At 45.6% G+C, this 23813-nt stretch carries 24 protein-coding genes and 2 tRNA genes; 13 read left to right on the top strand and 13 right to left on the bottom strand.

Going from position 1 to position 23813, the window contains the following annotated elements; all coding sequences use genetic code 11:
* Positions 1-64 precede the first annotated feature (64 nt).
* From HBNXNv_RS00715 to HBNXNv_RS00725, 3 genes are all read left to right on the top strand, one after another.
* Positions 65-799, top strand: coding sequence for a dTMP kinase (locus HBNXNv_RS00715; RefSeq protein WP_347720921.1), 735 nt, complete (start codon positions 65-67; stop codon positions 797-799).
* 61 nt (positions 800-860) lie between these two features.
* Entirely contained in the window at positions 861-1436 is a 576-nt protein-coding gene (locus HBNXNv_RS00720; RefSeq protein ID WP_347720922.1) for a DUF5828 family protein, read from the top strand.
* Positions 1436-2371, top strand: coding sequence for an inorganic phosphate transporter (locus HBNXNv_RS00725; RefSeq protein WP_347720923.1), 936 nt, complete (start codon positions 1436-1438; stop codon positions 2369-2371). The genes HBNXNv_RS00720 and HBNXNv_RS00725 overlap by 1 nt, the downstream gene beginning before the upstream one ends.
* On the opposite strand, the gene rqcH is transcribed toward HBNXNv_RS00725, so the two are convergent.
* On the bottom strand, positions 2368-4266 hold the full coding sequence (gene rqcH / locus HBNXNv_RS00730; RefSeq protein ID WP_347720924.1) for a ribosome rescue protein RqcH: 1899 nt from the start codon (positions 4264-4266) through the stop codon (positions 2368-2370). The two genes, HBNXNv_RS00725 and rqcH, sit on opposite strands and share 4 nt — an antisense overlap.
* 214 nt (positions 4267-4480) lie before the next feature.
* Here rqcH and HBNXNv_RS00735 point away from each other — a divergent pair, with 214 nt between their 5' ends.
* The gene (locus HBNXNv_RS00735) at positions 4481-4813 is read left to right on the top strand and encodes a hypothetical protein (protein ID WP_347720925.1); all 333 of its coding nucleotides are present in this window, start codon (positions 4481-4483) and stop codon (positions 4811-4813) included.
* 20 nt (positions 4814-4833) lie between these two features.
* Here the strand turns inward: HBNXNv_RS00735 and scpB are convergent, their stop codons facing one another.
* The 6 genes from scpB to HBNXNv_RS00765 all read right to left on the bottom strand — a co-directional run bounded on the left by scpB (position 4834) and on the right by HBNXNv_RS00765 (position 11654).
* Positions 4834-5340 carry an SMC-Scp complex subunit ScpB gene (gene scpB, locus HBNXNv_RS00740; RefSeq protein WP_347720926.1) on the bottom strand — a complete coding sequence of 169 codons (507 nt, stop codon included), beginning with the start codon at positions 5338-5340 and terminating at the stop codon, positions 4834-4836.
* A gap of 15 nt (positions 5341-5355) precedes the next feature.
* The gene (locus HBNXNv_RS00745; protein WP_347720927.1) at positions 5356-6099 is read right to left on the bottom strand and encodes a segregation/condensation protein A; all 744 of its coding nucleotides are present in this window, start codon (positions 6097-6099) and stop codon (positions 5356-5358) included.
* A gap of 72 nt (positions 6100-6171) precedes the next feature.
* On the bottom strand, positions 6172-8715 hold the full coding sequence (locus HBNXNv_RS00750) for a chromosome segregation SMC family protein (protein WP_347720928.1): 2544 nt from the start codon (positions 8713-8715) through the stop codon (positions 6172-6174).
* Between the two features lie 78 nt (positions 8716-8793).
* Positions 8794-9645 (bottom strand): BPTI domain-containing protein, encoded by an 852-nt coding sequence (locus HBNXNv_RS00755; RefSeq protein WP_347720929.1) that lies wholly within the window; start codon positions 9643-9645, stop codon positions 8794-8796.
* 82 nt (positions 9646-9727) lie between these two features.
* Positions 9728-11038, bottom strand: a complete 1311-nt coding sequence (gene aspS / locus HBNXNv_RS00760; protein ID WP_347720930.1) for an aspartate--tRNA(Asn) ligase — start codon at positions 11036-11038, stop codon at positions 9728-9730.
* Between the two features lie 37 nt (positions 11039-11075).
* On the bottom strand, positions 11076-11654 hold the full coding sequence (locus HBNXNv_RS00765; RefSeq protein ID WP_347720931.1) for a hypothetical protein: 579 nt from the start codon (positions 11652-11654) through the stop codon (positions 11076-11078).
* Positions 11655-11876: 222 nt separating this feature from the next.
* On the opposite strand from HBNXNv_RS00765, the gene HBNXNv_RS00770 reads away from it, so the two are divergent.
* Positions 11877-12293, top strand: coding sequence for a hypothetical protein (locus HBNXNv_RS00770; RefSeq protein ID WP_347720932.1), 417 nt, complete (start codon positions 11877-11879; stop codon positions 12291-12293).
* A gap of 73 nt (positions 12294-12366) precedes the next feature.
* Here the strand turns inward: HBNXNv_RS00770 and HBNXNv_RS00775 are convergent.
* The 3 genes from HBNXNv_RS00775 to HBNXNv_RS00785 form a co-directional block, all read right to left on the bottom strand.
* A tRNA-Leu gene (locus HBNXNv_RS00775) sits at positions 12367-12449 on the bottom strand.
* Positions 12450-12508: 59 nt separating this feature from the next.
* On the bottom strand, positions 12509-12865 hold the full coding sequence (locus tag HBNXNv_RS00780) for a hydrogenase/urease maturation nickel metallochaperone HypA (RefSeq protein ID WP_347720933.1): 357 nt from the start codon (positions 12863-12865) through the stop codon (positions 12509-12511).
* 277 nt (positions 12866-13142) lie between these two features.
* Positions 13143-13217: transfer RNA gene (locus tag HBNXNv_RS00785), tRNA-Met, on the bottom strand.
* A gap of 67 nt (positions 13218-13284) precedes the next feature.
* On the opposite strand from HBNXNv_RS00785, the gene rnhB reads away from it, so the two are divergent.
* Together rnhB and endA are read left to right on the top strand one after the other, a co-directional pair.
* Positions 13285-13947 carry a ribonuclease HII gene (gene rnhB, locus HBNXNv_RS00790; protein ID WP_347720934.1) on the top strand — a complete coding sequence of 221 codons (663 nt, stop codon included), beginning with the start codon at positions 13285-13287 and terminating at the stop codon, positions 13945-13947.
* Between the two features lie 99 nt (positions 13948-14046).
* Complete coding sequence (gene endA / locus HBNXNv_RS00795; RefSeq protein ID WP_347720935.1) at positions 14047-14589, top strand: tRNA-intron lyase; 543 nt, start codon at positions 14047-14049, stop codon at positions 14587-14589.
* On the opposite strand, the gene HBNXNv_RS00800 is transcribed toward endA, so the two are convergent.
* From HBNXNv_RS00800 to glyS, 3 genes are all read right to left on the bottom strand, one after another.
* Positions 14586-15539, bottom strand: a complete 954-nt coding sequence (locus tag HBNXNv_RS00800; protein ID WP_347720936.1) for a rhomboid family intramembrane serine protease — start codon at positions 15537-15539, stop codon at positions 14586-14588. The two genes, endA and HBNXNv_RS00800, sit on opposite strands and share 4 nt — an antisense overlap.
* A 28-nt stretch (positions 15540-15567) precedes the next feature.
* Positions 15568-15828 (bottom strand): hypothetical protein, encoded by a 261-nt coding sequence (locus tag HBNXNv_RS00805; RefSeq protein ID WP_347720937.1) that lies wholly within the window; start codon positions 15826-15828, stop codon positions 15568-15570.
* A 108-nt stretch (positions 15829-15936) separates the two neighbouring features.
* Positions 15937-17646 carry a glycine--tRNA ligase gene (glyS, locus tag HBNXNv_RS00810; protein WP_347720938.1) on the bottom strand — a complete coding sequence of 570 codons (1710 nt, stop codon included), beginning with the start codon at positions 17644-17646 and terminating at the stop codon, positions 15937-15939.
* A gap of 195 nt (positions 17647-17841) precedes the next feature.
* Between glyS and HBNXNv_RS00815 the strand changes: the two genes are divergently transcribed.
* From HBNXNv_RS00815 to HBNXNv_RS00840, 6 genes are all read left to right on the top strand, one after another.
* Positions 17842-19002, top strand: a complete 1161-nt coding sequence (locus HBNXNv_RS00815; protein WP_347720939.1) for a phosphoglycerate kinase — start codon at positions 17842-17844, stop codon at positions 19000-19002.
* A gap of 42 nt (positions 19003-19044) precedes the next feature.
* Positions 19045-19806 (top strand): M14 family metallopeptidase, encoded by a 762-nt coding sequence (locus tag HBNXNv_RS00820; RefSeq protein ID WP_347720940.1) that lies wholly within the window; start codon positions 19045-19047, stop codon positions 19804-19806.
* Positions 19807-20109: 303 nt separating this feature from the next.
* Positions 20110-20838 carry a GNAT family N-acetyltransferase gene (locus tag HBNXNv_RS00825; RefSeq protein ID WP_347720941.1) on the top strand — a complete coding sequence of 243 codons (729 nt, stop codon included), beginning with the start codon at positions 20110-20112 and terminating at the stop codon, positions 20836-20838.
* A complete protein-coding gene (locus HBNXNv_RS00830) occupies positions 20835-21884 on the top strand; it encodes a M20 family metallopeptidase (protein ID WP_347720942.1) in 1050 nt (349 codons plus the stop codon). The genes HBNXNv_RS00825 and HBNXNv_RS00830 overlap by 4 nt, the downstream gene beginning before the upstream one ends.
* A 14-nt stretch (positions 21885-21898) precedes the next feature.
* Positions 21899-23014 carry a tryptophan--tRNA ligase gene (trpS, locus tag HBNXNv_RS00835; protein ID WP_347720943.1) on the top strand — a complete coding sequence of 372 codons (1116 nt, stop codon included), beginning with the start codon at positions 21899-21901 and terminating at the stop codon, positions 23012-23014.
* 33 nt (positions 23015-23047) lie between these two features.
* On the top strand, positions 23048-23800 hold the full coding sequence (locus HBNXNv_RS00840; RefSeq protein WP_347720944.1) for a stage II sporulation protein M: 753 nt from the start codon (positions 23048-23050) through the stop codon (positions 23798-23800).
* Positions 23801-23813 lie beyond the last annotated feature (13 nt).

Genomic DNA, 23813 nt, shown 5'->3' on the forward strand with positions numbered 1-23813 from the left:
TGGTTGAAGGGTTTAAACCTGGTGGATGGTTAGTTACTAAAAACTCTCAGCAGAATTTTTCGCTGTGACAGAGAACGATTTCTCCGGTACTTTTGTCGTTGTTGAGGGGGCTGATGCCTCCGGTAAGCAAACTCAGGTAGGCCGTATTGCTGAATGGCTGAGGTTTGAAGGCCGCAGCAGTATTGATCCGGCGGTTGAGCAGGATATTCTTGACAGGATGCCGGGGAAGTATCCGGATCCAACTATGGACAAGGTTGAGGATAGTGTTATGGATGGTGTCTGGAGGCTTTCTTTCCCTACGTATGGTCAGACGCCTGGAGGCCGTGTTGTTGGCTCCTATCTTGATGGAGATCTCGGTAACAGGGATGATGTATCTCTAGAAGATATTATAGATATTTTTGCAGCCGATAGGAAACAGTTCAAGGAGCTTATCCGCGAGTACCTGGAAGAGGGCGGTATTATTGTATGTGATCGTTATAGAGAGGCCAATCTAATTCATCAGCTCGTTGATTTTGAAGGTGAGGAGTGGGAGAGAAAGCTGGAGTATATTAAAGGTATAGATGCTGATCTGCCGGATGCGGATGTTGTTTTCTACCTTGATATTTCTCCTGAGGCCGCTAGGGAGAGGATGAGTGATAAGGATAAAGATATTCACGAGCAGGACTTTGAGTATATGAAGAAGTCGAATCTTAATGGTCAGAAGCTTGCTGAAAGAGAGGGCTGGCGCGTTATCGATGGTGAAAGAGGTAAAGACGAGGTTGAAGCTGATTTGAGAAAAATTATTGAAGAATTCCTCTAGGACTTCGAGATTCTGGAACCGTAAAGGTTATTAGACGTCCGGAACTTCAATTAGTGTATAGATGGCAGAAGAAGAGGATTCGGTCGAGGAAACTAACTCCGGAGTGAAAAAGAACGGCAACTGGAAGGAAATTGCCGAGTTCGGAGAGGAGGTTGAAGGCATACTTGAGGAGTCAGGATCTGACTCAGAGTCTATAGAGAAGTTCGGTGACTGGAGGCCTAAAGTTGAGGAATCTGAGAGCGATGTCAAGAGGAAGACTGTTGACGAAGCAGTTTTGAAGGAGAGAGAAATTGAAAGAGACAGTGAAGGAGTAAAGAAAGATCTTAAACAGGCCTCTGACAAGATGGCGGAAGCTGGAAAGAAAGCTGTCAAGAAAGAAGTTCCGGAAAAAGAAATAATTGAAGCCTCTTCTGAAGCAGCAAAACCTCTTTTCTCCAGAATTGCAGGCCTTCTGAGAAAGATTGAGTCTGTAATTTACTCCTGGATAACTCTCAGGTTTAATCCTTACTACCTGGATACTGAGGATTTCTCCGTTGATATTACTGATAAGAGGGATGGCGAGTTCGAGATGGATGTTGCTGTTCTTGAAGAGGAGAAGCGTGAAGGCCTCAAGGAAAAGTTCAGAGATGATGAGTGATGCAGGAGCTACTTTATGTTTCGGCGCTTGCAGCAGCAGTTTTCATGGGTATTTCTATAGGAGCTTCGACTGTTGCCTCGGCTTTCGGCCCGGTAAACAGTGCGCGTTCAGCTAATATTTTACGTTCAGCTCTTTTTGCAGGTTTCTTCGCCTTTCTGGGAGCTGTTACTCAGGGAGCAAATGTTACTGAAACTGTAGGATCAGGAATTATTGGCGGAGAGATTCAAACTATTCAGGCGGCCTTGATTCTTTTCGTAGCGGCAGGCCTTGTTATTGTCAGCGTTATGGGAGATTATCCTATGCCTACAGCATTTACGGTTGTAGGAGCGGTTATAGGTTCGGGCCTGGCGTTCGGAAATCCGCTACAGTATTCTGGAATAACAAAGGTACTGGGATACTGGCTGATTATTCCTTTCCTATCTCTAGGCCTCAGCTACAGCATTGCTAAAATACTGAGAAAATACGTGTCCAAAGAGGACTCAGAGGGAAAGCTTCGAATCCTTCTTCTGGTTACAGGAAGCTACGTAGCTTACTCGGCGGGAGCATCAGCAGTAGGACTTGCAGTAGGCCCTCTCACAGGATTAATTTCTTCTACAGGAGCTCTGCTCTTGATGGGAGGCCTGGCTATCTTGATGGGTGCCTGGCTGTACTCTCCAAGAATTATCCGGGCAATTTCCTTTGATTATTCGAATATTGGGCCTCGTAGAAGTGTTGCAGCTCTTGGAACAGCAGCAATACTGGCCCAGATAGGAATATTTTTCGGAGTTCCGATATCATTCAATGAAGCTGTTATTGCATCGGTCATTGGATCTGGGCTTGTAGAAGGAAAGGCCAACGCCGATATGGAGAAGATTGGAAGAACTGCTGCAGCATGGGTAGCAGCTTTCTTCCTTGCAATGATTTTAACTGCAGGAATAGGTCTTTTGATTGCCTAATTTTTGATGTCTGACTGGCCTGGCGGTAGTGATCTTATGATGTAGTCGAGGTCGAGTTCTTTGTCTTTTCCGAGGCCTGACTGTATTTTCTTGGCGATCTCTGATTTCTTGGTGTGGCCTGGTTCGAGGTTGATGTATTCTTCGCAGTGTTCGGAGATTGCGGTTTCTGGGCCGCACATTGGTACCCAGGTGTCTTCTATCTGGTATGCTCCTACTGAGGCCTCTACTGACATGTTTCTCATGTATTCTCTGTCCCCTCGGATTACGAATGCTCCTTTTCCGAGATACTCTCCTGACTCAGGGTTTTCTGTTACCTGTTCGGGATCTACGTAGTATACATCGTCTGCACCTATACCGGCTTTCCATGTCTTTGAAAACGTGACAGCGGCTTTCGCAGCTTCTTCACGAGTGGCCTCGCCGCAGTCCTGCCCATCTTTTACTACGACACTGGGTGCGCCGTCAAAGTCGGCGTGGAAGTACAGGTCGTTGTCTTCCATGTGTTTTTTGACCAGCATTTCGTTGGTCTGAGCGTCTCTACCTGCGATCACGAGGTAGTCTTCTGAGGATCGGAACCATCTGTATTTCTCGAACCATTTCTTGGATCTTTTCTGCGACTTATCCTCCATTTCTTCCTCATAGTCGAACTCATCCTCGCTGAGATCATCAATTTTCTCCTGAGTCTTCTCCAGGGCCTTTTCCACGCTCTCCATTTTTGATTCGGAGTCCTTGGCTTTATCGTAGTATGAAGAGGCCGTGGCTTCCAGATTCTGGCCGGGTCTTAATTTGATACTGTATCCGTCGACGCTGGCTGAGAAAAATTCTTCTCTCTCATTCAGAGAGTTAACATGCTCTGATAGCTCTGTTTCGGCCTCTTTCAGCTTTTCTTCAGTCTCCTTCCAGCCGTTTTCTTCAATGGATTGTTCGAGGCTTTCTTTTATTTTCTGAAGAAGCTGGTAGTTCTCATAGATTATCTCTGCTTTCTCACGGTTCTGTTTCGATGATTTCTGGAGGCCCTGGAGCTTTCTTTCCTGTTGTTCTTTCTGTGCTTCTAGTCCCTGTAGTTTTTCCTGGAAGGCCTCTTTCTTCTCTTTCTCTTTTTCCTGTCGTGTTCTTCTGTAGTAGTATTCGTCCAGCGCTTCCGAGAATGTCTCCATGTCCTCTCTGTCCAGATCTTCGTATTTTTCTAGAGGAAAGGGTGCTGCTCGTTCTGGCAGGTCCTCGGTGTACAGTACGGGTTTCAGGTCTTCCTGGCCTATTATTCTGTCTATTTGCTGTCTGAGCTCTTCCTTTTCCTCTTCCTCAAGGTCGCCGACTTCTGTGTCTTTTTCTATTTCTGCTCTCTGACAGATTTCTTCTGCGTACGTTCCTCCGAAGCTAAGTTTAGCTGCAATTTCCCGTACTATTTCCTCTTCTTCGTCCATAAGTGAGAAGTAGTCGTCTACTTCTCGTGGGTCTGCTGTTGGTTCTGGATATACGTATTCTTCTCCAACCCTGATTGATCTGTCAGCCCATTCCTGTTCTCTGAGAGCTCCTATTATCTTTCCTTCTTTCAGGAGGATGAAGTTTCCTTTTCCAAACATTTCTGCAATGAATTTTTTGTCTCCAGATTCTATTTCCAGTATTCTGTCGAATCCTCTCTGCTTTATTGAGTCTACTCGACCCAGGTGTTTTCTGAGTTCCATACAGAAGCCTGGAGGCCTTTCTGGGTTCTCTCGTTTGTATTTGGAGATAAAGCATCTGTCTGTTCCGATTACCAGTCTTTTCTTGTCTTCTCCTGGCACGTATACCTCTATTGTTAGTTCCTGCCCTCTCTGGTATACTTTCTGAACGAATCCTTCCTCCAGGTTGTTCAGTTCTTCCATGAGTATTGAGAGGTCTAGACTGGTTAGCTCCATAGAACTGGGTTTTGTTCCGAATTGTTAAATTAACAGGAATCTTGCTCTGTTGAGGTTATTCGATCATCTTCAACACAGCAGGGTTTATATTTGGGCTTTCACAAAATGCACTTGAACACCACATGTCGGGGGCGGAGGGTATTCTATCCCACTACATGTTGTATTTGGTGTTTTGTGCCAGATTTAGCTATACTTCGTTAAGAGGCAGGAAAAAATGAATTCCCAGAGGAGCTTGGAGAAAAGCGGCAGTCAGGAAAGACGAAAAACCATTCAGGAAATATTCGATCAGGCCTTGGATAACTCAGCTGCAGAACTTAAATCCCGGAGGCTTGCTGCCGAGGTAGATGAAAGTCTTGAAGAGAAGGCCTCTCAGAAGGAGATTTTTCAGGCCTGTCTTGAGGCCTCAAGATCTTATATAGGCGCTGATCCGGGTATGAGAGAGGTTGCGGCGGATATTTTCCTTCAGAAGGTGGATCTCGATGAAGAAGAAAGGTTCTTCGAAATGTATGTTGAGGAGTGTTCGCACGCAGGCCCTAGAAGCCGGTAGCTGCCGTTTTTCCCTTTTTTTTATTCCTCTATTTCCATGTCCTGGTCGAGGCCTTCTTTGAATTCGTCTACTGATTCGATGTCGAAGTAGTCGAGGAAGAAGTCTGATACGTCTAGTATTGCTGTGCGGCCGTCTTTTTCTTTTTCTACAAAGTCTCTGTTAACCAGTTCTTTTACGTGCTGATAGGCCCGGTTTCCTCTGATTTCTACAAGATCTGCTTGTTCAAGGGGTGCGTTGTAGGCTATGAGGCTGAGTGTTCTTAGCTGGCCTTCGTTGAGGTCCTGGTGTGGGGCCAGGTGGGATACGTGTTCCAGGTGGTCTTTTTTGACCTTGAGTTCGTATCCTGCGTCGGTTTCAATTAGTTCGAATCCGCGATGGTCGTTTTCCAGTTCTTCTCTGAATTCCTGGATCAGCATGTCTACGTATCCCATGCTTCCGAGGTTTAGTACGTCGGCTATTTCTTTGCTGTCGATTGGCTCCTCTGAGAGGTATAGTGCGGCCTCCAGTCGTGCCTTTTTTTCTTCCACTGTCTTTTTCACCTTCTAGTTTGTAACATAGTTTTCGTCCTCTCTAGGTTTTTCTGCTTCCGGCCTGACTTTAAGGTCGTCGAAGAATTCCTCCTGTATAACGTCTACTTTTCTGTCATTTTCAAGGTGGAGGATATGCTTGAACTTCTCTATTTTTTCTTCAGTATCGTTTGATTCAACAATTTTCTCGAACTCGACCTCTTCCTTGGTTTCCTCCGAGATCATTCCTTTTATCGTGTTGAAAAGCGAGTCAATTTTGTCTGTCAGGTCTTCCTCATCCATCTCGAAGACATCTTCCATTTCCGCCCTTTCGTTCTGCCTTTCCTGCCTTCTCTCCTTGATTTCAAGTGCTGAACGCAGAGAGTCCTTCAGTTCATCGAGCTGAACCCTTCTCTTCGGTTTAGCCTTTACTGGCATGTCAAGTTCAGGTCCCATTTCGAGGTCGGGGTTACGGCCCTGGTCTTCTTCTATCATTTCTTCGTCTTCAAAGGCCATTGGGTCTTCCATCATGTCTTCTTCCTGTTCTTCTCCGTCGTCAAAGTAGACTGCGGTTGCTTTCATCTTTAGAAGTGCTGCACATACTCTGATAGCGCGTGCAGGAACCTGTAGATCATATTCCTGCAGCTGGTCGATGTATTCCTTGTACCTGTCGGTAAGAACGCATATATCTACCTCTTCAGCAGGCATGTCTGCCGTCAAGGCCTCAAGTGTTTCTTCCCAGGGCTGTTCTGCAAGTATCTGAATATCGTACTGATCCATTGTTCCAACTCTTGCTGGCCCCTCTCCCCATCGAAAAATGAGGTATAGAACTTTTTAACTGATTGCCCTTTTTCAGGCATCTAGCTCGATACTTCTCATCTTTGTTACGCCATCACGCATTGATACTCCATAGGCCCTTTCTGCGTGTCTTACTGTGATGTCGTTGTGGCTGATGACTATGAACTGGTTGTCTTCTGCGTAGTCTTTCAGGAGTTCTGAGAGTTTTCTGGAGTTGTCTTTGTCGAGGGCTGCATCGATCTCGTCCATGATGTAGAAAGGACTTTCCTCGTATTCCAGGATCGCGAAGATGAATGAGATTGCGGTCATGGTCTTCTCGCCTCCTGAGAGCGATGAGATAATGTGAGGGTCTTTTCCTGGTGGTGCGACCTTGAACTGTAGGCCTTTGTTGATGTCGTCGTCTTCCAGCACAAGTTTTCCTTCGCCGCCCTCGAAAAGTTTCTCGAATATTCGCGTGAAGCTGGCCTGGATGTCTTCCAGAGTGTCCATGAATCTTTCTCTTTTCTCTGACTCGATTTCCTCTATCCAGTCCTCAATCTCCAGCTTTTCCTGTCTGATCTCCGAGACTTTCTCCTTGAATTCTTCGAATTCCTCTTTTTTCTCTTTGTATTCGTCGATCGCACGCATGTTAACCGGGCCCATCCCGTTCTGTTTTCTGACAATCTTCTTCTTTTTCTTCTTCAGGTCTTCCGGGGAGGCCTCCAGTGAGAGCTCGTCATCATCGTATTCGAAGTCTTCAAGATCTTCTTTTACATTTTCAAGCTCTGCTTTCAGGTTGGCCTTTTTCTGGCCTACGCTGTCGACTTTGCTTTTCAGTTTCTGTACTTCTGAGTATTTCTCCTGTCTTTCATCCCGTAGCTCCTGAAGATCGTCTCGTAGCTGCTTTTTCTCTTCTCGTAGTTCTTCATCGGTTTCCTGTTCCTCTTCTTTTCTTTCCTTCATGTTTTTGAGCTCGGCAATGTCTTTCTGCAGGTCTTTAATCTCGTCTTCGAGTTCCTCTTTTTCTTTCTCTTTTTTCTTTGGATCAAGTCTGCTGGAGGAGGAGCTGCTGGAGCTGGATCGGCTTCTTTTCTTTTTACCTCCTGTCATGGCTCCTCCACGGCTCATAATGTCTCCGTCAAGAGTTACGACTCTTACACCGTTAATATCTTTTACTGAGTCGAGGTCTTCTGCAATTAGAGTATCTGAGAATACGTTGCTGATAGCCTTGTCGAATTTTGAGTTGTTGTCAACTAGTTCGGATGCGTATCCGATTACTCCTTTTCTTTTCTTGGCCATCTGGGATTTTGCGGACTTGGATCTGTCCTTGATCTTGTCCAGCGGGAGGAATCTTGCTCTTCCGATGTTTTCTCTTTTCAGGTAGTTGATCATGTCGACGGAGGTCTGTTTGTCCTCTACAACCACGTCGTTCATGTGGCCTCCTGCTGCTGTCTGGATTGCCGTGGCAAATCTGTCTTCGTATGAGATCAGGTCCTGGAACATGCCGTTTACAGAATCGTTGTCCAGATTCAGTACTGCATCAACGGCCTTTGAACCTGTGCTGCGGCTGCTTTTCATTCGCTTCAGTTCTTTGATTGTTTCCTCCAGGTCCTTGATCTTATCTCTCTTGTTCTCGATCTTGCCTTCCTTTTTCTCAATTCTGTTCTGGAGGTGCTGGATGTCGTTGTCTCCTCCCTGACTCTCCTCTATCTCCTCTATTCTATCCTGTTTCTCGTCGATTTCCTCGTCAATCTCTTCAAGGTCTTCTTCAAGCTGTTCAATTTTCTCCTTCTTCTCCGAGGTATCTGTATTGATATTTGCAAGCTGGTTGGAGAGAGCTCTTTTTCTTACTTCAAGTATGGAGGCCTCAAGCTTGTCTTTTCTCTCATCCAGTTCTCTATATTTTATTGCGGCATCTTTCTGGTCTTCCAGGTTGTCAAGGTACTGTTTTTTCTCGTCAAGAAGTATTTCCTGTTCCTGAAGTTTTTGCTCTACTTCCTCGAGCTCTTCCATGGCCTCGTCTTTCTTGTCGTCGAACTCCTTTACTCCTGAGAGCTCATCTATTATTTCTCTACGGGCCTTTGGGCTTTGTTCCACGATCTCTGTGATCTGGCCCTGTCTTACAAAGTGGTATCCATCTGGGTCGATTCCTGCTTTTCTTGATATTTCATCTATCTTGCTTCTTTTGCAGTTTGTGCCCTGGAACTTGTACATTGAGGATCCGGCCCTCGTGATTTTCCGGCCTACAGTTACTTCTTCAGGACTTTCCTCTTCTTCGTCTTCGATGTATTCGTCGAATACTCCGGAAGAATTGTCCAGGTATACTGTTACATGTGCGTAGTCTGCCGCTGTTCTACTGTCGCCGCCGTTGAATATGAGTTGTTCAAGTTTTTCGGCTCGCAGCTGTGAAGATCTTTTTCCGAATACAAAACTTATTGCGTCCAGAATGTTGGATTTTCCGTTTCCGTTCTCTCCTACTACGGCTGTAAGGCCTTTGTAGAATGGTATGGAGGTTTTTCTCTGGAAGCTCTTGAATCCTTTACAGGTGACCTTGTTGATCTTTGTCTGGGCCTTCCTGCCTTCATCTTCTTTCTGCACGGTTTCTGTTTCTGCGGCCATAATACTACATTTTTTTGCGGTTTACTTGATTAAAAAGTGAGGTGTAGTAAGGCCCTTGGGTAGTTCGGGATTGTGTTGCTATCTGAACACGTGGAAATCTATTACCTGTGTCTGGTTCACTTCGGCTTCTGCAAGAGTAACTGTGTTATTTTCTCTGTTTGTCCACTTGAAAATCAGATGCCGCCTCTCTGTTCCGTTGTTGAATGTGATGTTGGTTACATTAAAACTGTCTCCAGACTTGATCTGCCAGCGAAACAAACCGGTTTCATTATCTGAAAGCAGTAAGGAGCTGTTTTGAACAGATTCATTCTTTGCAAGGCCAATTTCAGTACTCCTTGCTGTTCGCAGTTCTAATTTTCTGGTATTGAAAGTGCTGAACCTTCCCTCAGTAATGTTTACTTCTAAGTTATTCCGCTCCCGATCATAGTCTGTAACTGCAATCCTCAGATCCGGTCGATCCCTGCAGAGATGTTCTTCAAGCTTCTGCTTCCTCTCGGAGCTAGAGTTATCCAGCCTACTGCACATCGCCTGTTCCGAGTCACTTGAGCATGTGGTGTAGTACCAGGGGCTTGGTTTTGGGCCACAGCCGCCGTAGACGTAGGCCTTGCATTGACCTGTCACAGGGTTTTCTGCTGAGTGTGCGCTCCAGGCTAGACAGCTCTGTGAGGTGTAGAGAAATGTGAATGCGGTCAGGCCTGAGATCAGAAGAACTAGTATCATGGCTCCGGCCTTGATCCATCCTGTTTCGATGAATCTGTAGGCTGAAGCAATAAGTACGGTTATCAGAGATAGGCCTGCGAATCTTGATGCAAAAATGGTTATGCCTATACTGTTGAAGGATACCAGAAAAGAGAGTGCGATTCCTGTCCCCAGGATGGCTAGAAATGTTCTGTCCTCGCGGGCTTCTTCAAAATGCTCTCTAACTTTCACAGAGAATTATTTCTGTTTCGGCCTCTATAAAAGTTGGATATGTCTCTAAAATATGATAGAATAAATGAGAAAAGGTGATTTTTTATGGAGTTAGTCTCTCCGGTGTTCTTGGGAATAGTATTGCTTCTTTGACGTTGTCGAGGTCTGCGACCTGTTTGACAAGTCTGTCGATTCCGAGGCCGTATCCTCCGTGTGGCGGCATTCCGAACTTGAAGCTTTCGAGGTAGAAGCTGATGTCTTCTGGGTCGATACCTTCTTCTTCGATTGCGGCCATCAGTCTTTCCATGTCGTGTTCTCTCTGTCCTCCTGATGCTAGTTCAAGGCCTTTGTAGATGAAGTCGAATCTTCTGGAGCTGTATTTGTCTCCTTCACGGGCTTCCATGTAGTAGAATTTTTCTCCTGGGTAGCCGATGACGAAGAATGCTGGATGGCCTTTTTCTTCGAAGTGTTCGCCTAGAAGTTTTTCTCCTTTGGTGTCAAGGTCTTCTGGGTCTTCTGGTTCGTGGTCGTATTCTTCTTTGAGGATTTCTCGGGCCTCTTCGAAGCTGATTCTTGGGAAGTCTTCTTCAGGTACTGTCAGGTCGACTCCCAGTGTTTCCAGTTCGGCTGCGGCTTTTTTCTCTACTTTCTGCAGTGTGTGTTGGAGTGATTCTTCGAGTACGTCCATTACGTCGTCTTGGCTGTCGATAAATGCGAGTTCGACGTCGAACATGGAGATTTCTGATACGTGGCGGCTTGTTGCGAATTCTTCTGCTCTGAATGCTGTTCCTGTTTCATATACTTTGTCGAATCCTGCTGCCATCAGCATTTGCTTGTATAGCTGCGGGCTCTGGCTTAGGAAGGCTTCTTCTCCGTAGTAGACTACTGGGAAGAGTTCGGCTCCTCCTTCTGCACCCATTTTTGCGATTGTAGGTGTCTGAATGTTGATGTAGTCGTTGTTGTCGAACCAGTTCTCCATTGCGTCTAGTAGGTGTGATCTCAGTGAGAAGATTGCGTGTTTCTCAGGTCTTCTGAGATCCATGAATCTGTTGTCCATTCTTGTGGACATTTCTGATTCTACTTCGCTGGAGATGTCCATTGGAAGAGGTGATTCTGCTTCTCCGATTATTTTGAGTTCTTCAGGGTGGAGTTCTCTGTCTCCAGGAGCCTGATCATTTGACTGTACTACACCTTTGGCCCAGATAACGTCTTCTTTTCCGATATTCTGCGCATTCTCGAAGAGTTCCTCGTTTTCGTCTTCTTTGAATGTTAGCTGGATCTGGCCTTTTCTGTCTCGCAGGATTACGAATGTGATTCCTCCGAGATCTCGAATCTCGTGAGCCCATCCGGATACAGCGACTGTCTCGCCGTCCTGATCGGCTGTAACTTCGTTGGTGTAGGTTCTTTCAATCATTTTATATCAACAGTAGAGAGTTTCCGAGATGAATTTTTTATGCGCTTCCCATTGTAAAAAGCAGAGATGCAAGGATCACAGTGAAAGAAACAGTGAAGCCCAGAAAAGTCTCCAGAGGGGTATGTCTACCAAGCTTTATCCTGGACCAGGCCACCAGCCCTGAGAAAATGAGGAACAGAATTCCATATCCTGGTGAAAGGCCTGTGAATACTGCTGTTAGTACGCCCATGCCGGTGAGGTGGAGGCTGATCTTTACCTTGCTGTTAATGAGGTAGTTTATGATTCCTACTGCGATTATTCCAGGGTAGAGGCCTGCTATTATTTCTGGGCCGTTGAAGTGGTGTGTTGCTACTGCAGTAATTGTTAGTAGGAGTATTGAGAGGATGTAGAACATGTCTCTATCGGCCTTCGTGTTCATGTTAAGTTCTCTGTATTTTGGCATGGCCAGCACCCCATAGATTACTGCTGTCAGTATTGAGATTGGAAGTACTGCGAAGTAGAATATTTCTTTTAGAGGAAGACCAAACATGTAAAGGGCCAGTATGGCGCCTGGTATTTCGATTATTGCCGGGTGGAAGATCTGTGAAAGTCTGTATGCTACCTGTTCTTTCTCCATTCTCTGTTGAAGTTTTAGTTGAGACAGGCCTTATTAAGTTCACTTTTTGATTTTGATGTACTGCGATGATGAGGACTTTTTCGACATCGTCTGATCCTCGAAAAGAGGAGTGATGACTCTTGAACACCTCTGAGCACTGTTTTTCAGGTTCTTAAGGCCTTTTTCTCTGTTTTCCTGGTGGAGGCAGTATTTTTAATAAGCAGCTAAATCCAGTTACTCTATATGGACTCGGAACAGGATCAGCTTTACGTCAAACTAGATGGATACAGAGAACTTCTTAATGACCTAGACTCCGTGGAGAAGACTATTACTAATATTGAGGAGGCCATGGAAGTTCTGAGACAGGTAAGAAGCGTAAAGCAGACAGCTATTGATACAGTTAATGAGAATATTGAGCACTTGAATAATGAACTGGGAGAGGTAGCTGGCCAGATGCCTGAGCTTGAGGACAACGTGCCGGCTGACGAACTCGATGATCGTCAGAGCGCTGGAGGCCAGCAAGTAGTACAGCAGCAGAGCAATGACTTCGGCCAGGAGCAGAGCTTTTCCGAGGATCAAGGCCCTGAATTAGATAACTCTATTGACGAGCTTCGTGATGAACTGGATGATCTTCAGAACGAGCTTTCAGGCCTGAAATAAATAACAAATTTTTCTCTCATATCTTTCTATAGAATTTTTGTCGTTGTAGTTTTCTGTTAGAGGTAATAGTTTTTGCCGGGGACAAGATTTGAACTTGCGAACCCCTGCGGGAATGGATCTTGAGTCCATCGCCTTTGGCCACTTGGCTACCCCGGCAAGTTGTAGAACTGGTTGTAGAAGAAAATTTGCTGTAGAAACTTTTTGAATATATTTTTCTATGAGAATCTGATGCTCTGTCTTTCGCCAACGCTTTCTGGGCTTGGGCTTACAATGTTGTATGCCGGATCTCTGATCTCTGCAAATCTTCCGCATTCCGGACATTTGGTGTATCCGTCGTGATCTTCCTCTGCTTTCTCCGTGAATCCGCAGCCGCAAGTTACGACAGGATCGATGTTCTCAACTTCTAGATCGATTCTTTCAAGAATTGTGCCCTGTGTAAAGTATCCGAAAAGTGTTTCAAACTGTTCAGGGCTGCAGACGCTACTGTTAACTTCGATATGGGCCTCTCCGTTCGTGGAGGTTCGAGATAATTCCTGCATTACGTTAATTAGTATGTTTCCAAGCTTCTGCATTTCTTTCTTTTACACCTTTCAGGCATCGATTAACCCCCTTCTCCCCACGTATCTATACAATCCTCAACAACCTTATTTAAATTAACGACTGATCGGCCCGAAAAAAGGGACTGTTCACGAGAACCTTAAACAACTCAGAGACGGTTTTTAAAATCTGAAAAAAGCTCTGAACTTTGCAAGTATTCTTTATTAGCGAAAAAAGCCTGGAAAATACGATCTAGTTGATTTTAACTTTACTACATCTGTAAAAACATCTTTAGACAGAAATCAGGATTTTTAGCGGGGCGTGGATTTGAACCACGGACCTCCGGGTTATGAGCCCGACGAGCACTCCTGGCTGCTCCACCCCGCTTTTCCGGTTAGTATAAACTTTTCAGATTGACAATCTTTTAAACCATAACCTTCCGAAGTTTTAATCTATGGCCAAGGTTCTAGGAATCGACGAGGCAGGAAGAGGCCCAGTAATAGGCTCAATGTTTGTAGGAGGGTTTCTGATAGAGGAAAATGATATTGAGAAAATTGAAGAGCTAGGAGTAAAGGATTCGAAAAAGCTCTCTGAGAAGAAAAGAGAATCAATCAGAGATCAACTTGAAGAGTATGGAGAGGCCTTCCTGAAAGAGGTTACTGCTGAGGAAATAGATGAGCTTAGAGGAGTAATGTCGTTAAATGAGATAGAAGTCAAGGCCTTTACTGATGTTATTGGAAGGACTGAGGCTGATAAGGTGATTGTTGATCTGCCGGAGCCGAATGCTGAGAGGTTTATCAACAAGTTGAAGGATCAGCTTCCTGATCGTTTTGGAGGTGTGGAGTTTGTTGCAGAGCACGGTGCTGACGATACTTTTCCGGTTGTCTCCGCGGCCTCTATTGTTGCAAAGTCTGCGAGAGAGACCCACATCGAGGAATTGAAGCAGAAGTATGGCTATGATTTTGCGTCCGGTTATCCGCATGATTCTCCTACTACAGAGTTTCTGGAGAAGTATGTCGAGGAGAAAGGAGAGCTTCCTCCGGAGACCAGGAAATCCTGGAGTACTGCTGAGAGAATTTTGAAGGAGGCCTCACAGAAAGGCCTTGGAGACTTTTGATGAGGTAGAACTGTCCACCTGCTTCGTTTGGCAGTGGCAGGAAGGCCTCGGTGATTTCTGATAACAAGTCTAAAAATTTCCGGGTATTAATTCTATTTTATGATTACCGCAAAAATTACTGACAGTTCTGTCAAGGTATGGGATGAAGAAGATGCCGAGGAAGTTCACAGCGAGAAATACTATGGGAAGCTGATGGATGATGGCCGTCTGGAGCTTTCTTTTTCCGAGGCCTTTCATCTTTTTGAGAGAGATGAGATCGAGATTGAGGATGAGTCAGGTGAAGGCCTTGAAAGAGAGGAGGTTTTCCAGAAGTTCTGTGATATCGATGAGGAGTTCGATCAGAAGTATACTGTTTACTCCGATCTCCGTGAGAGAGGTTATATTGTGAAGAGCGGTTTCAAGTTCGGATCTCATTTCAGAGTTTATCCGCGAGGTGTTAATCCTTATGCAGAAGGTGAGAAGAGGGATAGGCAGCACACAAAGTATCTTGTTCATGCTGTTCCCGAGAATCATACAATGAGTTTCCAGGAGATGTCTCGTGCAGCTAGACTTGCTCAGAATGTCCGGGCGACAATGCTCTGGGGAGTAGTTGACTCAGAGAACGACGTCACTTACTACGAAGTTGAAAGAACAACTCTCTAGAATCTTGCAACTTCAAAAAAACTGTTCTTTCTACCATATCTCTCTTTCAGTTTCTTGCCGTACCACAGGCCTACTAGCAGTCCGGTGAGGTGGGCTGAGCTTGCGAAGAAACCGATTACTGGCAGGGTTACGCCTCCAAGTTTGAACAGGAGATTGATTGCTTCCAGGCCTCCAAATGCAAGTACTGCTGTTCTAATCTTCATAGGGATAAAGAAGTACAGCAGAACTTCGGCTTCTGGGTAGAGCATTGCGACAATTCCAAGGAATGCAATGACTGCTCCTGAAGCTCCTACAGCAGGACTCAGGGTAGGCATGCCTCCAACTGTAGGCCCGTACATGTAGTACAGAATATTTCTGAACAGTACGAATCCTATGCTTGCTGCCAGGCCTGATATTACGTAGATTTTCAGTGTTTCTCTGGAACCGATTGTTTTCTCTACCACTGATCCGAAAAAGTAGAACGTCACCATGTTCGCGAACAGGTGGAAGAAGCCTGAGTGCAATAGCATCACTGTCAGCAATGTCCATGGCTGTTTAATCAGCGTGCTGTTAAGCATCTGCTGGCCTGTAGCTGCGTTGATTGCATCGACAGCAGCCTGAGATAGCGCTGGTGAAAGCTGCATAAAGTTGACGTAGGCTGTCGAGGCCTGAAGTAAAAATGATAGTACTGTTACTGCAATTATTCCGTAAGTGGCATTGTTTTTGATCGTTCTGACTGCATCTCTTGCCAGCGATGATTTAGGTCTCTTAGGCTGGCCTTTGTGGGTTTCCTGTTTCAGTTTCTTTTCCTCAAACCATTTACGAGTCTCTTCCTTCTCCTGCTTAACTCCTTTCTCAAGGCCTTCACAGTCGTGGTTCTCAGGAAGACGGTGCTCTGAACAGAACTTATCATTACAGTAGCGACATGTAAATGTCATCGCTTTCTTTCCACATTTCGAGCACTCGCCCATGAAAAGGCCTTACTCAAGTATCTTTTTATCAATCTTCATCGCTCAACGACTCAACTATTCCGCTCATATCGCCGTTAAAACTTTCATGCCAGCTCTCAGCGTAACCTTCTGGATCAAAACAAGGATTTCTTCTGTCATAGGCCTCATCGTATGCTTCTGCATAAGAGGCCGCATTTTCAAAGCTCTCAAAGTATTCTTCAACATCTTCAGCTACTTCTAAAACATTTTCACGGTATCTTCCTTCAACAAGCCCGTTTTCGATATCCTCCACTACATCCTTAATAGACATGTGTAACCAACCACATCAATTTTTAGGCCGGCCTAAACTTAAAAAAGAGATTGGAGCAGGGTATCGAATTTATGATAAGGCTGAAGAAAAAAGGAGGCCTGAAGGCCTCTAGAGGTATTCTGCTAGTTTGCTGATCTCTACACGTTCCTGTTCTGTGGAGTCTCTGTCTCTGACTGTTACTGTTTCTGGGTCTTCCTCAAGTGTCTCATAGTCGACTGTTACACAGACAGGTGTACCTACTTCATCCTGTCTTCTGTAACGCTTACCGATGTTTCCGGTATCGTCATACTTGACTGAGAATCCCTGATCTCTCAGCATGTCAGCTACGTCTCTGGCCTTCTCTCCCAGGCCTTCCTTATCCATAAGAGGGAAGACTGCAACTTCTGTCGGGGCAACAGACTCGGAAAGATGCAGCACAGTCCTCTTCTCATCGTCTACTTCGTCCTCATCGAATGCGTGGGCCAGAACGGTGTAGACAATTCTGTCAATACCGAATGAAGGCTCCACTACCTGAGGAAGGATGTGCTCTCCGTTCTCGGTAACTTTCTCAACAGAGAAGTTGCACTTGTCCGAAGGAACAGCATATTCCTCGCCGTCAACCTCTACAAGAACCTTGTCGGCCTCAAAGGCCTCAGGCTCTTCTTCAGCAAGGGCTTCCAGTTTCTCCTTAATTTTTCCGGCTTTATCGCCGAACTCTGGGCCTAAATAGCCCATGTCTGGACTGACAGTGTTTTTCTCTACTGTCTTCGGCTCGTCGTACTCTTTGAAGATGGTGTAGTCGTCACGACTGTACTGGTTGTGCTTTTTCAGGTCGTAGCAGCCTCTGTAAGCGAAACCGGTGATCTCAATCCAGTCACCATCAACATGAGATTCAGCATCCCAGCAATCAGAGGCGTAGTGGGACAGCTCATCGTTCTGATGCTGTCTGAAACGGAAACGCTCCATATCGATGCCGATAGACTCGTACCACTGCTTTGCGATACCGAGATAGTATGCAATCCAGTCGGACTCAACTACCTCATCGTCAACAGCTTCTTTGACTGTCATCTTGACAGCTTTGCCGTCTTCCTTGTCCTGCTCCTTGCGAGAGTAAAGCTTCAGCTCTACATCCTCGACATCCTCTATCGGAGGCCTATCTTCGTCAGGATCAATAAAGTGCTCAAGCTCTGCCTGAGTCAACTCTCTAACCCTTACAAGGCCTTTTCTCGGCGAAATCTCGTTCCTGTAGGCCTTACCTATCTGGGTAATACCGAATGGAAGCTGATTCCGTGCGTACTCCTTCAGTCTTGGAAACTCGACGAAGATACCTTGAGCTGTCTCTGGCCTGAGGTAGCCTGGCTGGCCGCTTCCAGGACCGATAGAGGTTTCAAACATCAAGTTGAAGTCTTCAACCTTTACTCCTGTCAGCTCCTCGCCGCAGCTCGGGCAGACAAGGTTATGTTCCTTGATCAGCTCTTCAATTTTCTTATTGGAGAAGGCCTCTGCCTCGTCGATTTCAGTATTGTCTTCTACCAGATGATCTGCTCTACTGGAGGTTCCACATTCTGGACACTCGATTATCATGTCGTCGAAAGTATCCAGGTGGCCTGATGCCTCGAAAACTGCCTCGGGCATGATTGTCGGGGCCTCGATCTCTCTGTGGCCCAGGCTCTGTGAGAAAGTTTCTCTCCAGCTGTTCTCAACGTTTCTTTTGATTTCTGCTCCTTCTGGGCCGAAGGTTTGGAAACCTGCAGCACCGCCGTATGCCTCTGAACTCTGGAAGAAGAAACCTCTCCTCTTCGATAGCTCAGAAAGCTTTTCCGTAAGGGACTTGCTCATGCAGAAACACCTGAACTGGAAATTTTTATAGCAGAAGCTAAGATTTTAGAATTGTCGTAAATGCTATCGTGTGGCTGCCGTAAACGGCAGTCCAAAACGTCCACCTTTCATTGTATCTAAACCTTCTGACCAGATTCTTAAATACTGCTTGGAAACCTTAAAAACGATCGAAGTATTACATCGTAATACGGCGCTATGAACTCTATAGAAGACATCGATGTAAAGGGCCAGAAACTACTTCTCAGAACAGATCTAAACCTTCCTGTAGAGGACGGAGAACCTCAGAAAACAGTAAGATTCAGGAGATATCTGAAAACAATTGAAGAACTATCTGACAGAGGAGCGAAAACAGTGATTATGGCCCATCAGGGAAGGCCTGGAAGAAACGACTTCCTATCTCTTGAAGAACACGCCGAAATACTCTCAGAATCAATGGATAAAGAAGTAGAATTTATTCCAGGTTTCTTCGGATCAGAACTATCCAATACTGTCGAAGAAATGCAGGAAGGAGATGTAGCGCTTATAGAAAATGTAAGATTTCTTTCAGAAGAACTCAGAAATGCATCTCCGGAACAACACGCTCAGGACATATTTGTGAACAAGATGGCTCCAGAATTTGATATCTACGTAGATGATGCATTCTCAGCAGCACACAGATCTCACGGATCTATGGTGGGATTCACAGAAAAACTTGATTCATACGCAGGTCCTGTCATGAAAAACGAACTGGAAAGCTGCGGAAAAGTCCGAGACGAATTTGAAAATGGCCTGCTGGTGCTTGGAGGAGAAAAACCTTCGGACCTGATAGGCATCATGGAGGAAATGATCGAATCAGTCGACAAAGTACTGATGGGAGGAGTACCTGGAGAACTAGCACTGATGATACAGGGCCACGAACTCGGAGAAAAAGCAGAATGGATTCAAGAACACGGCTTCGACTCCAAAAAAGACGAACTCAAGGAAATGCTCGAAAACTACAACGAAAAAATAATCCTGCCAGAAGACGTCACAACAGAATCAGGAAACTACAAAGTAGGAGAAGTACCAGACGAAATGACCTGGGACATCGGCCCAGAAACAGCAGAAAACTTCGCAGAAGAAATCAGAAATGCAGAATCTGTGGTAATGAAAGGCCCTATGGGCGCATTCGAAGAACATCCGGAAGGAACCAGAAAAGTAGTAGAGGCAATGGCAAAATCGGAGGCCTATACGGTGCTTGGAGGAGGCCACACTTCCTCACTAGTCCAGAGATTTGGATACGAGCTTGAAGATTTCTCACATGTATCAATTGCTGGAGGAGCTTTCGTAAGATATCTGAGTGGCGAGAAACTAGCTGCCGTAGAGGCCCTGAAATAGTCAGAAAATATTTTTTAATCCTTCTTCCAAATTAAATGCCGTATGAAAGTAGTGAAGAAAGGAGAAGGACAACCAGAATATACTGTCCTAGGATCAATACACGGTGACGAGCCCGCAGGAAAGAAAGCTATCGAAAAATTTCTCTCAGAAGAAAGAGAGTTCAAAAAACCGGTACAGTTCATAATAGGGAATGAAAAAGCGCTTGAAGCGGATGAAAGATATCTTGAGGCCGATTTAAACAGATCTTTTCCTGGAGACAGCAGCTCAGAACTTCACGAGGAAAAGCTGGCCTCTAAAATTCTCGAAAAAGTAAAAGGCACCGAGCTACTAGATATACACACTACAAGATCCTATCCTGTGCCTTTCGCAACATGTTCTACTCTAGAAGAAGAGAAGGTTCTTGATCTGGTTAGATCTACGGGAGTCAAGGAGGCCGCATACTTCTCGAAGGATCAAGGAAATATTACAGAGCATGTGGATGGTGTTGTGGTTGAAACAGGATACCAGAAAACAGAACAGGCCGCAGAAAATGCCCTAGGAGTAATCAAAAACTTTCTGATCTGCCAGGAAGCAATAGAAGGAAAGGGCCGCAGATGCAACCCTGAATTCTTCGAAGTAACTGATAGAGTTGATGGAGACTGGAACTTCAAAGCCGAGAACTTCAAGAAGGTAGAGGAAGGCGAGGCCTACGCTGAAAAGAAAGGTGCAGAACTGGAGGCCACAGAAGAGTTCTACCCGGTACTCATGTCAACAAACGGGTATAATGGCACACTAGGATACAGAGCCCAGAAGAAAGAAATTTAATACTGGGCCTCAACTTTTTCTTATGGCTCAGAAAGGTGGACGTTTTTGGCCTACCGCAAAATAATTCTCTGAGCCCTAGCTACATGCAAATCTCTTCTATCAAAAATATCTCCTGGCAAAAATATTTCCATAACGCAAAACTATTCTAGCAACTCCTAAGGATGTTTATCTAGCTCTAGCTGTGCTTATTTCAAATCTTAACGCTCTTTAACTTATTTAAAGCTTCTCTGCTCTTTTTTGCTTACGTGATTTGACTTATGGAATCAGAAGAAAACTATTCGACATCGGAAGCCCGAGAACAGGGTGGACGTTTTTGGAAACCTTGAGATAGAGGTACATCAAAACCCGGAAGAATTTCTAGACGGCAACCCTGAAGCCGAAGAACAACTTGTAAACGTAGCACAAAACGCATTCTCCAAGGAAGGCGTGCCGACAGACGACGACGCCCGCGCACACCTAAGAGTGCCGACCCTGGTCACAGCAAAGGACGAAGACGACAACTACGTAGCATTCTCCGGCCTATCCAGAATGGATGACACAGTATACGAGGTAGGTCTCGCAGTAGACCAAAGTCTACAGGGCAAATGCGTTGGTAGCACGTTGCTCAGTAAAGGAGTGATGGAGGAGGCCGAAGGCGATGAAATATTCGGCTACAGAACTCAGAACCCGAACATGTACGCCTGCGCAGACAACTGCTTCGAAGTATACCCACAGCCAGAGGATCATGAAGAGATGATGGAAGAAGTACAGGCCCTGGGAGAAGCAATAGACGACGAAAAAGAGATGGAAGGCCCAGTCATGAAAGAAGCTTACGCAGATATCTACGATGGGGGCATGTACTCTGAAGTACCGGAAAACAGTGACTTCCAGGAATTTATGTATGGAGAAGAAGGCCTCAACATGTCATTCGAAAACGGAGATGCACTCGTAGTAGCAGGAGAAGTATCGGAATCAGAGGCCGCACACAGCCTCGCAAGAGCAGCAAGAAAATCCGACTACGAATTCACAGAAAGAGGTGAGAGAATCGCATGAAACCCGAAGAACTAACTCAGGAACTCGTAAAACTTCGAACAGTCGAAGGAAACACTGAAGAAGTAGAGAAAGGCCTTCAAATAGTAGAAAGAGAACTACTAGGCAGCTTCGAAGTACAGAGATTTGAGAAAGAGGGAGAAAAATCGCTGCTGGCCACAAGAGGAGAACCAGAAATTCTCCTTCACGGCCATATAGATGTAGTAGAAGCTGAAGAATCTCTATTCAATCCTGAGGAGAGAGAAGGTAAAATTTACGGCAGAGGAACTGCTGACATGAAGGCCGGAATCGCATGCATGATAAAAACACTACAGGAGGCCGAGGTCTCAAACATAGGCCTATTGATAACTTCAGATGAGGAAAGAGGAGGATTCAATGGAACAGGTCACGTCTTGGAAGAGACAGGAATCGAACCAGAACTAGCTATCTCAGCGGAGCCAGATGATTCCGGCCACTTCCCTTCAATAGTCACAAAACAGAAAGGAGTGCTTCAACTAGAACTCAAGGCCTCAGGGAAGAATGCACACGCCTCAAAACCTGAAAAAGGAGTTAACGCAGCAGAAAAACTACTTCAGGGATATAGCAAGTTTAAGGAAAACTTTGATCACAGCGCAGAGTTCCCAACGACGATCAGCCTGGGAAATATGTCGGCAGAAGGCCCGGTAAACCAGATCCCAGATGAAGCAGTTATGCAGGTCGATATCAGGTACTCAAAACAGTATCCTGCAGAGGAAATCTTGGGAGATCTGGAACAAATTCAAGGCCTTGAATACGAAGTGCTTGCGAAAGCACCGATGCTGGAAACTTCAAATGAAAACAGGCTAGTAAAGGCCCTGAAAAAGGAATCTGAGAAAGTCGCTGGAGAGACACAGTTCCGTAAGGAGAACTTCGCCAGCGATATGAGGTTTTTCACTGAGAAAGGAGTTCCTGCGGTCTGTTTCGGCCCTGAAGGATACAATCTTCACGCTGAAGATGAGTATGTTGAAGTTGAAAGCATGGAAATTTACTGTGAAATCTTGAAAAACTTTCTACAATCAGAGTTGAAGTAAGAGGACGATCAAAAATGCCAGATATTGACCCATGGGGCGACGTAGAAGTCGGAAACTACTCCGAAAAAATGGATAAATTCGGAATTGAACCAATCGAAGAAGTAGCGGACAGAATGCCAGACCACAGATTCATCCGCAGAGGAATAATATTCGGCCACAGAGGCCTTGACGAATTCCTGGATGCTAGAGAGGAAGGAGATGAATTCGCAATGATGACCGGAATCATGCCGTCAGGAGTATTCCACTTCGGCCACAAATGCGTCGTCGACCAGATCAAAATGTACCAGGAAATGGGCGCACAGGTCACAATAGCAGCAGCAGACATAGAAGCATACAACACAAGAGAAATGAGTCTGGAAGAGGCCCGAAAACTCGTCGTAGAGGAATACCTGAAAAATTATGTGGCTCTCGGAATCGATCTGGAAGATGTAGACTTCTACTTCCAGTCCAAGGCCGGAAATAATCACCTGGCAAGAGCTGCAACATTCGGCCGCTACCTCACACAGAACGAAATGGAGGCCACGTACGGTTCTGCAAACCCTGGAAAAATGTCCGCAGCACAGGTACAGTACGCAGACATCCTCAGGCCACAGTTCCCGGAAAACGGAGGCCCAAAGCCAACAGTTGTGCCTGTAGGAGTCGATCAAGATCCTCACATAAGATTAACCAGGGATGTGGCAAGAAAGTACCGTGATCAGGACTTCCAGAAACCTGCTTCAACCTACAATAAATTCATGAGAGGCCTGCAGGGAGGAAAAATGTCCTCCTCCAAACCAAAAAGCTACATCGCACTGACAGATGATATTGAAGATGCCAAGAGTAAGATCGACCAGGCCAAGACAGGAGGACAGGACTCACTGGAAGAACACAGAGAAAAAGGCGCCGACGTCGAAGAAGACATGGTCTTCGAACTACTGGCCTTCCACCTCATCAAAGACGACGAAGAACTCGCAAGAATCAGAGATGAGTACGAATCAGGAGAAATGCTGTCCGGAGAACTCAAACAGATCGCAAAAGACAAACTAGAGGACTTCCTGAAAGAACACCAGAGAAAAAGAGAGGAGGCAGCTCCACAGGTTGAACAGTACATAGAGGAGAACTTCGAGTTCGATATCAACCCGGAGGCCTGAACAGTTAAAGGCCTCTAAAACTACATTTCTCTTATGTTGCCGGAGCTTATTCTGAGAGAGGAAAAACAGGGAAGCCTCAAATACGTAACGCTCCTAGGCCTTCTCTCAGGGCTCACAGGCTACGGAATAGCAAAATTCATTTTTCCCGGCCAGACCGACGTTCTCTCAGTAGTATTCGCCTCAATTCCGCTCGTATTTCCGTTGACGAAAGTTTTCCTGGAAGACGAGGAAAATGGGAGGCCGCATACTGACGAGGTAGAATTCTACGGAACACTATTCCTCGGCCAGTTCATAGCTTTTCTAACACTGGGGCTTCTCAGGCCTGAAGATTTCTCAATGCAGACTGCAGTATTCAGCGAACAGATGACACAGCTAGGCCTTACAGGAAACGCAATACTGCCTGACGTCTTCTTCGTCGTAATCTCCAACAATCTAGTACTTTACCTGTCAATTTTCGCAGTAGCAGCAGTCATAGGTTCTGCAGGAGCATTCATACTCACATGGAATGCCTCGGCCCTTGGAATATTCATGGCACACCTGATCGCAGAGCTCAGAGGATTCTCAGAAATACTGCTGGGCGCAGGAAAAACACCCTCTCCAGTAGCATACGTACCACATGCCACACTGGAAATGGCAGGATTCGCAGTAGCAGGAATCTGCGGAAGCCTTGTATCAGCCGCAGTATACAGAGAACACTTCGACACAGACACCTGGAAAGACCTCACCAAACTGTTTGTCGGCGGCCTACTTCTCATACTGGTCGCAGCACTTCTCGAATCAGCCTGAATAAATCTATTTA

This window comes from Candidatus Nanohalovita haloferacivicina (assembly GCF_029232205.1).
GTDB classification, from domain to species: Archaea; Nanohalarchaeota; Nanosalinia; order Nanosalinales; family Nanosalinaceae; genus Nanohalovita; species Nanohalovita haloferacivicina.

Coding starts and splice junctions, on each gene's coding strand:
- HBNXNv_RS00720 (WP_347720922.1), top strand. CDS start 861: ATGGCAGAAGAAGAGGATTCGGTCGAGGAAACTAACTCCGGAGTGAAA.
- HBNXNv_RS00725 (WP_347720923.1), top strand. CDS start 1,436: ATGCAGGAGCTACTTTATGTTTCGGCGCTTGCAGCAGCAGTTTTCATG.
- rqcH (WP_347720924.1), bottom strand. CDS start 4,266: ATGGAGCTAACCAGTCTAGACCTCTCAATACTCATGGAAGAACTGAAC.
- HBNXNv_RS00735 (WP_347720925.1), top strand. CDS start 4,481: ATGAATTCCCAGAGGAGCTTGGAGAAAAGCGGCAGTCAGGAAAGACGA.
- HBNXNv_RS00745 (WP_347720927.1), bottom strand. CDS start 6,099: ATGGATCAGTACGATATTCAGATACTTGCAGAACAGCCCTGGGAAGAA.
- HBNXNv_RS00750 (WP_347720928.1), bottom strand. CDS start 8,715: ATGGCCGCAGAAACAGAAACCGTGCAGAAAGAAGATGAAGGCAGGAAG.
- aspS (WP_347720930.1), bottom strand. CDS start 11,038: ATGATTGAAAGAACCTACACCAACGAAGTTACAGCCGATCAGGACGGC.
- HBNXNv_RS00765 (WP_347720931.1), bottom strand. CDS start 11,654: ATGGAGAAAGAACAGGTAGCATACAGACTTTCACAGATCTTCCACCCG.
- HBNXNv_RS00770 (WP_347720932.1), top strand. CDS start 11,877: ATGGACTCGGAACAGGATCAGCTTTACGTCAAACTAGATGGATACAGA.
- HBNXNv_RS00780 (WP_347720933.1), bottom strand. CDS start 12,865: ATGCAGAAGCTTGGAAACATACTAATTAACGTAATGCAGGAATTATCT.
- rnhB (WP_347720934.1), top strand. CDS start 13,285: ATGGCCAAGGTTCTAGGAATCGACGAGGCAGGAAGAGGCCCAGTAATA.
- endA (WP_347720935.1), top strand. CDS start 14,047: ATGATTACCGCAAAAATTACTGACAGTTCTGTCAAGGTATGGGATGAA.
- HBNXNv_RS00800 (WP_347720936.1), bottom strand. CDS start 15,539: ATGGGCGAGTGCTCGAAATGTGGAAAGAAAGCGATGACATTTACATGT.
- HBNXNv_RS00805 (WP_347720937.1), bottom strand. CDS start 15,828: ATGTCTATTAAGGATGTAGTGGAGGATATCGAAAACGGGCTTGTTGAA.
- glyS (WP_347720938.1), bottom strand. CDS start 17,646: ATGAGCAAGTCCCTTACGGAAAAGCTTTCTGAGCTATCGAAGAGGAGA.
- HBNXNv_RS00815 (WP_347720939.1), top strand. CDS start 17,842: ATGAACTCTATAGAAGACATCGATGTAAAGGGCCAGAAACTACTTCTC.
- HBNXNv_RS00820 (WP_347720940.1), top strand. CDS start 19,045: ATGAAAGTAGTGAAGAAAGGAGAAGGACAACCAGAATATACTGTCCTA.
- HBNXNv_RS00830 (WP_347720942.1), top strand. CDS start 20,835: ATGAAACCCGAAGAACTAACTCAGGAACTCGTAAAACTTCGAACAGTC.
- trpS (WP_347720943.1), top strand. CDS start 21,899: ATGCCAGATATTGACCCATGGGGCGACGTAGAAGTCGGAAACTACTCC.
- HBNXNv_RS00840 (WP_347720944.1), top strand. CDS start 23,048: ATGTTGCCGGAGCTTATTCTGAGAGAGGAAAAACAGGGAAGCCTCAAA.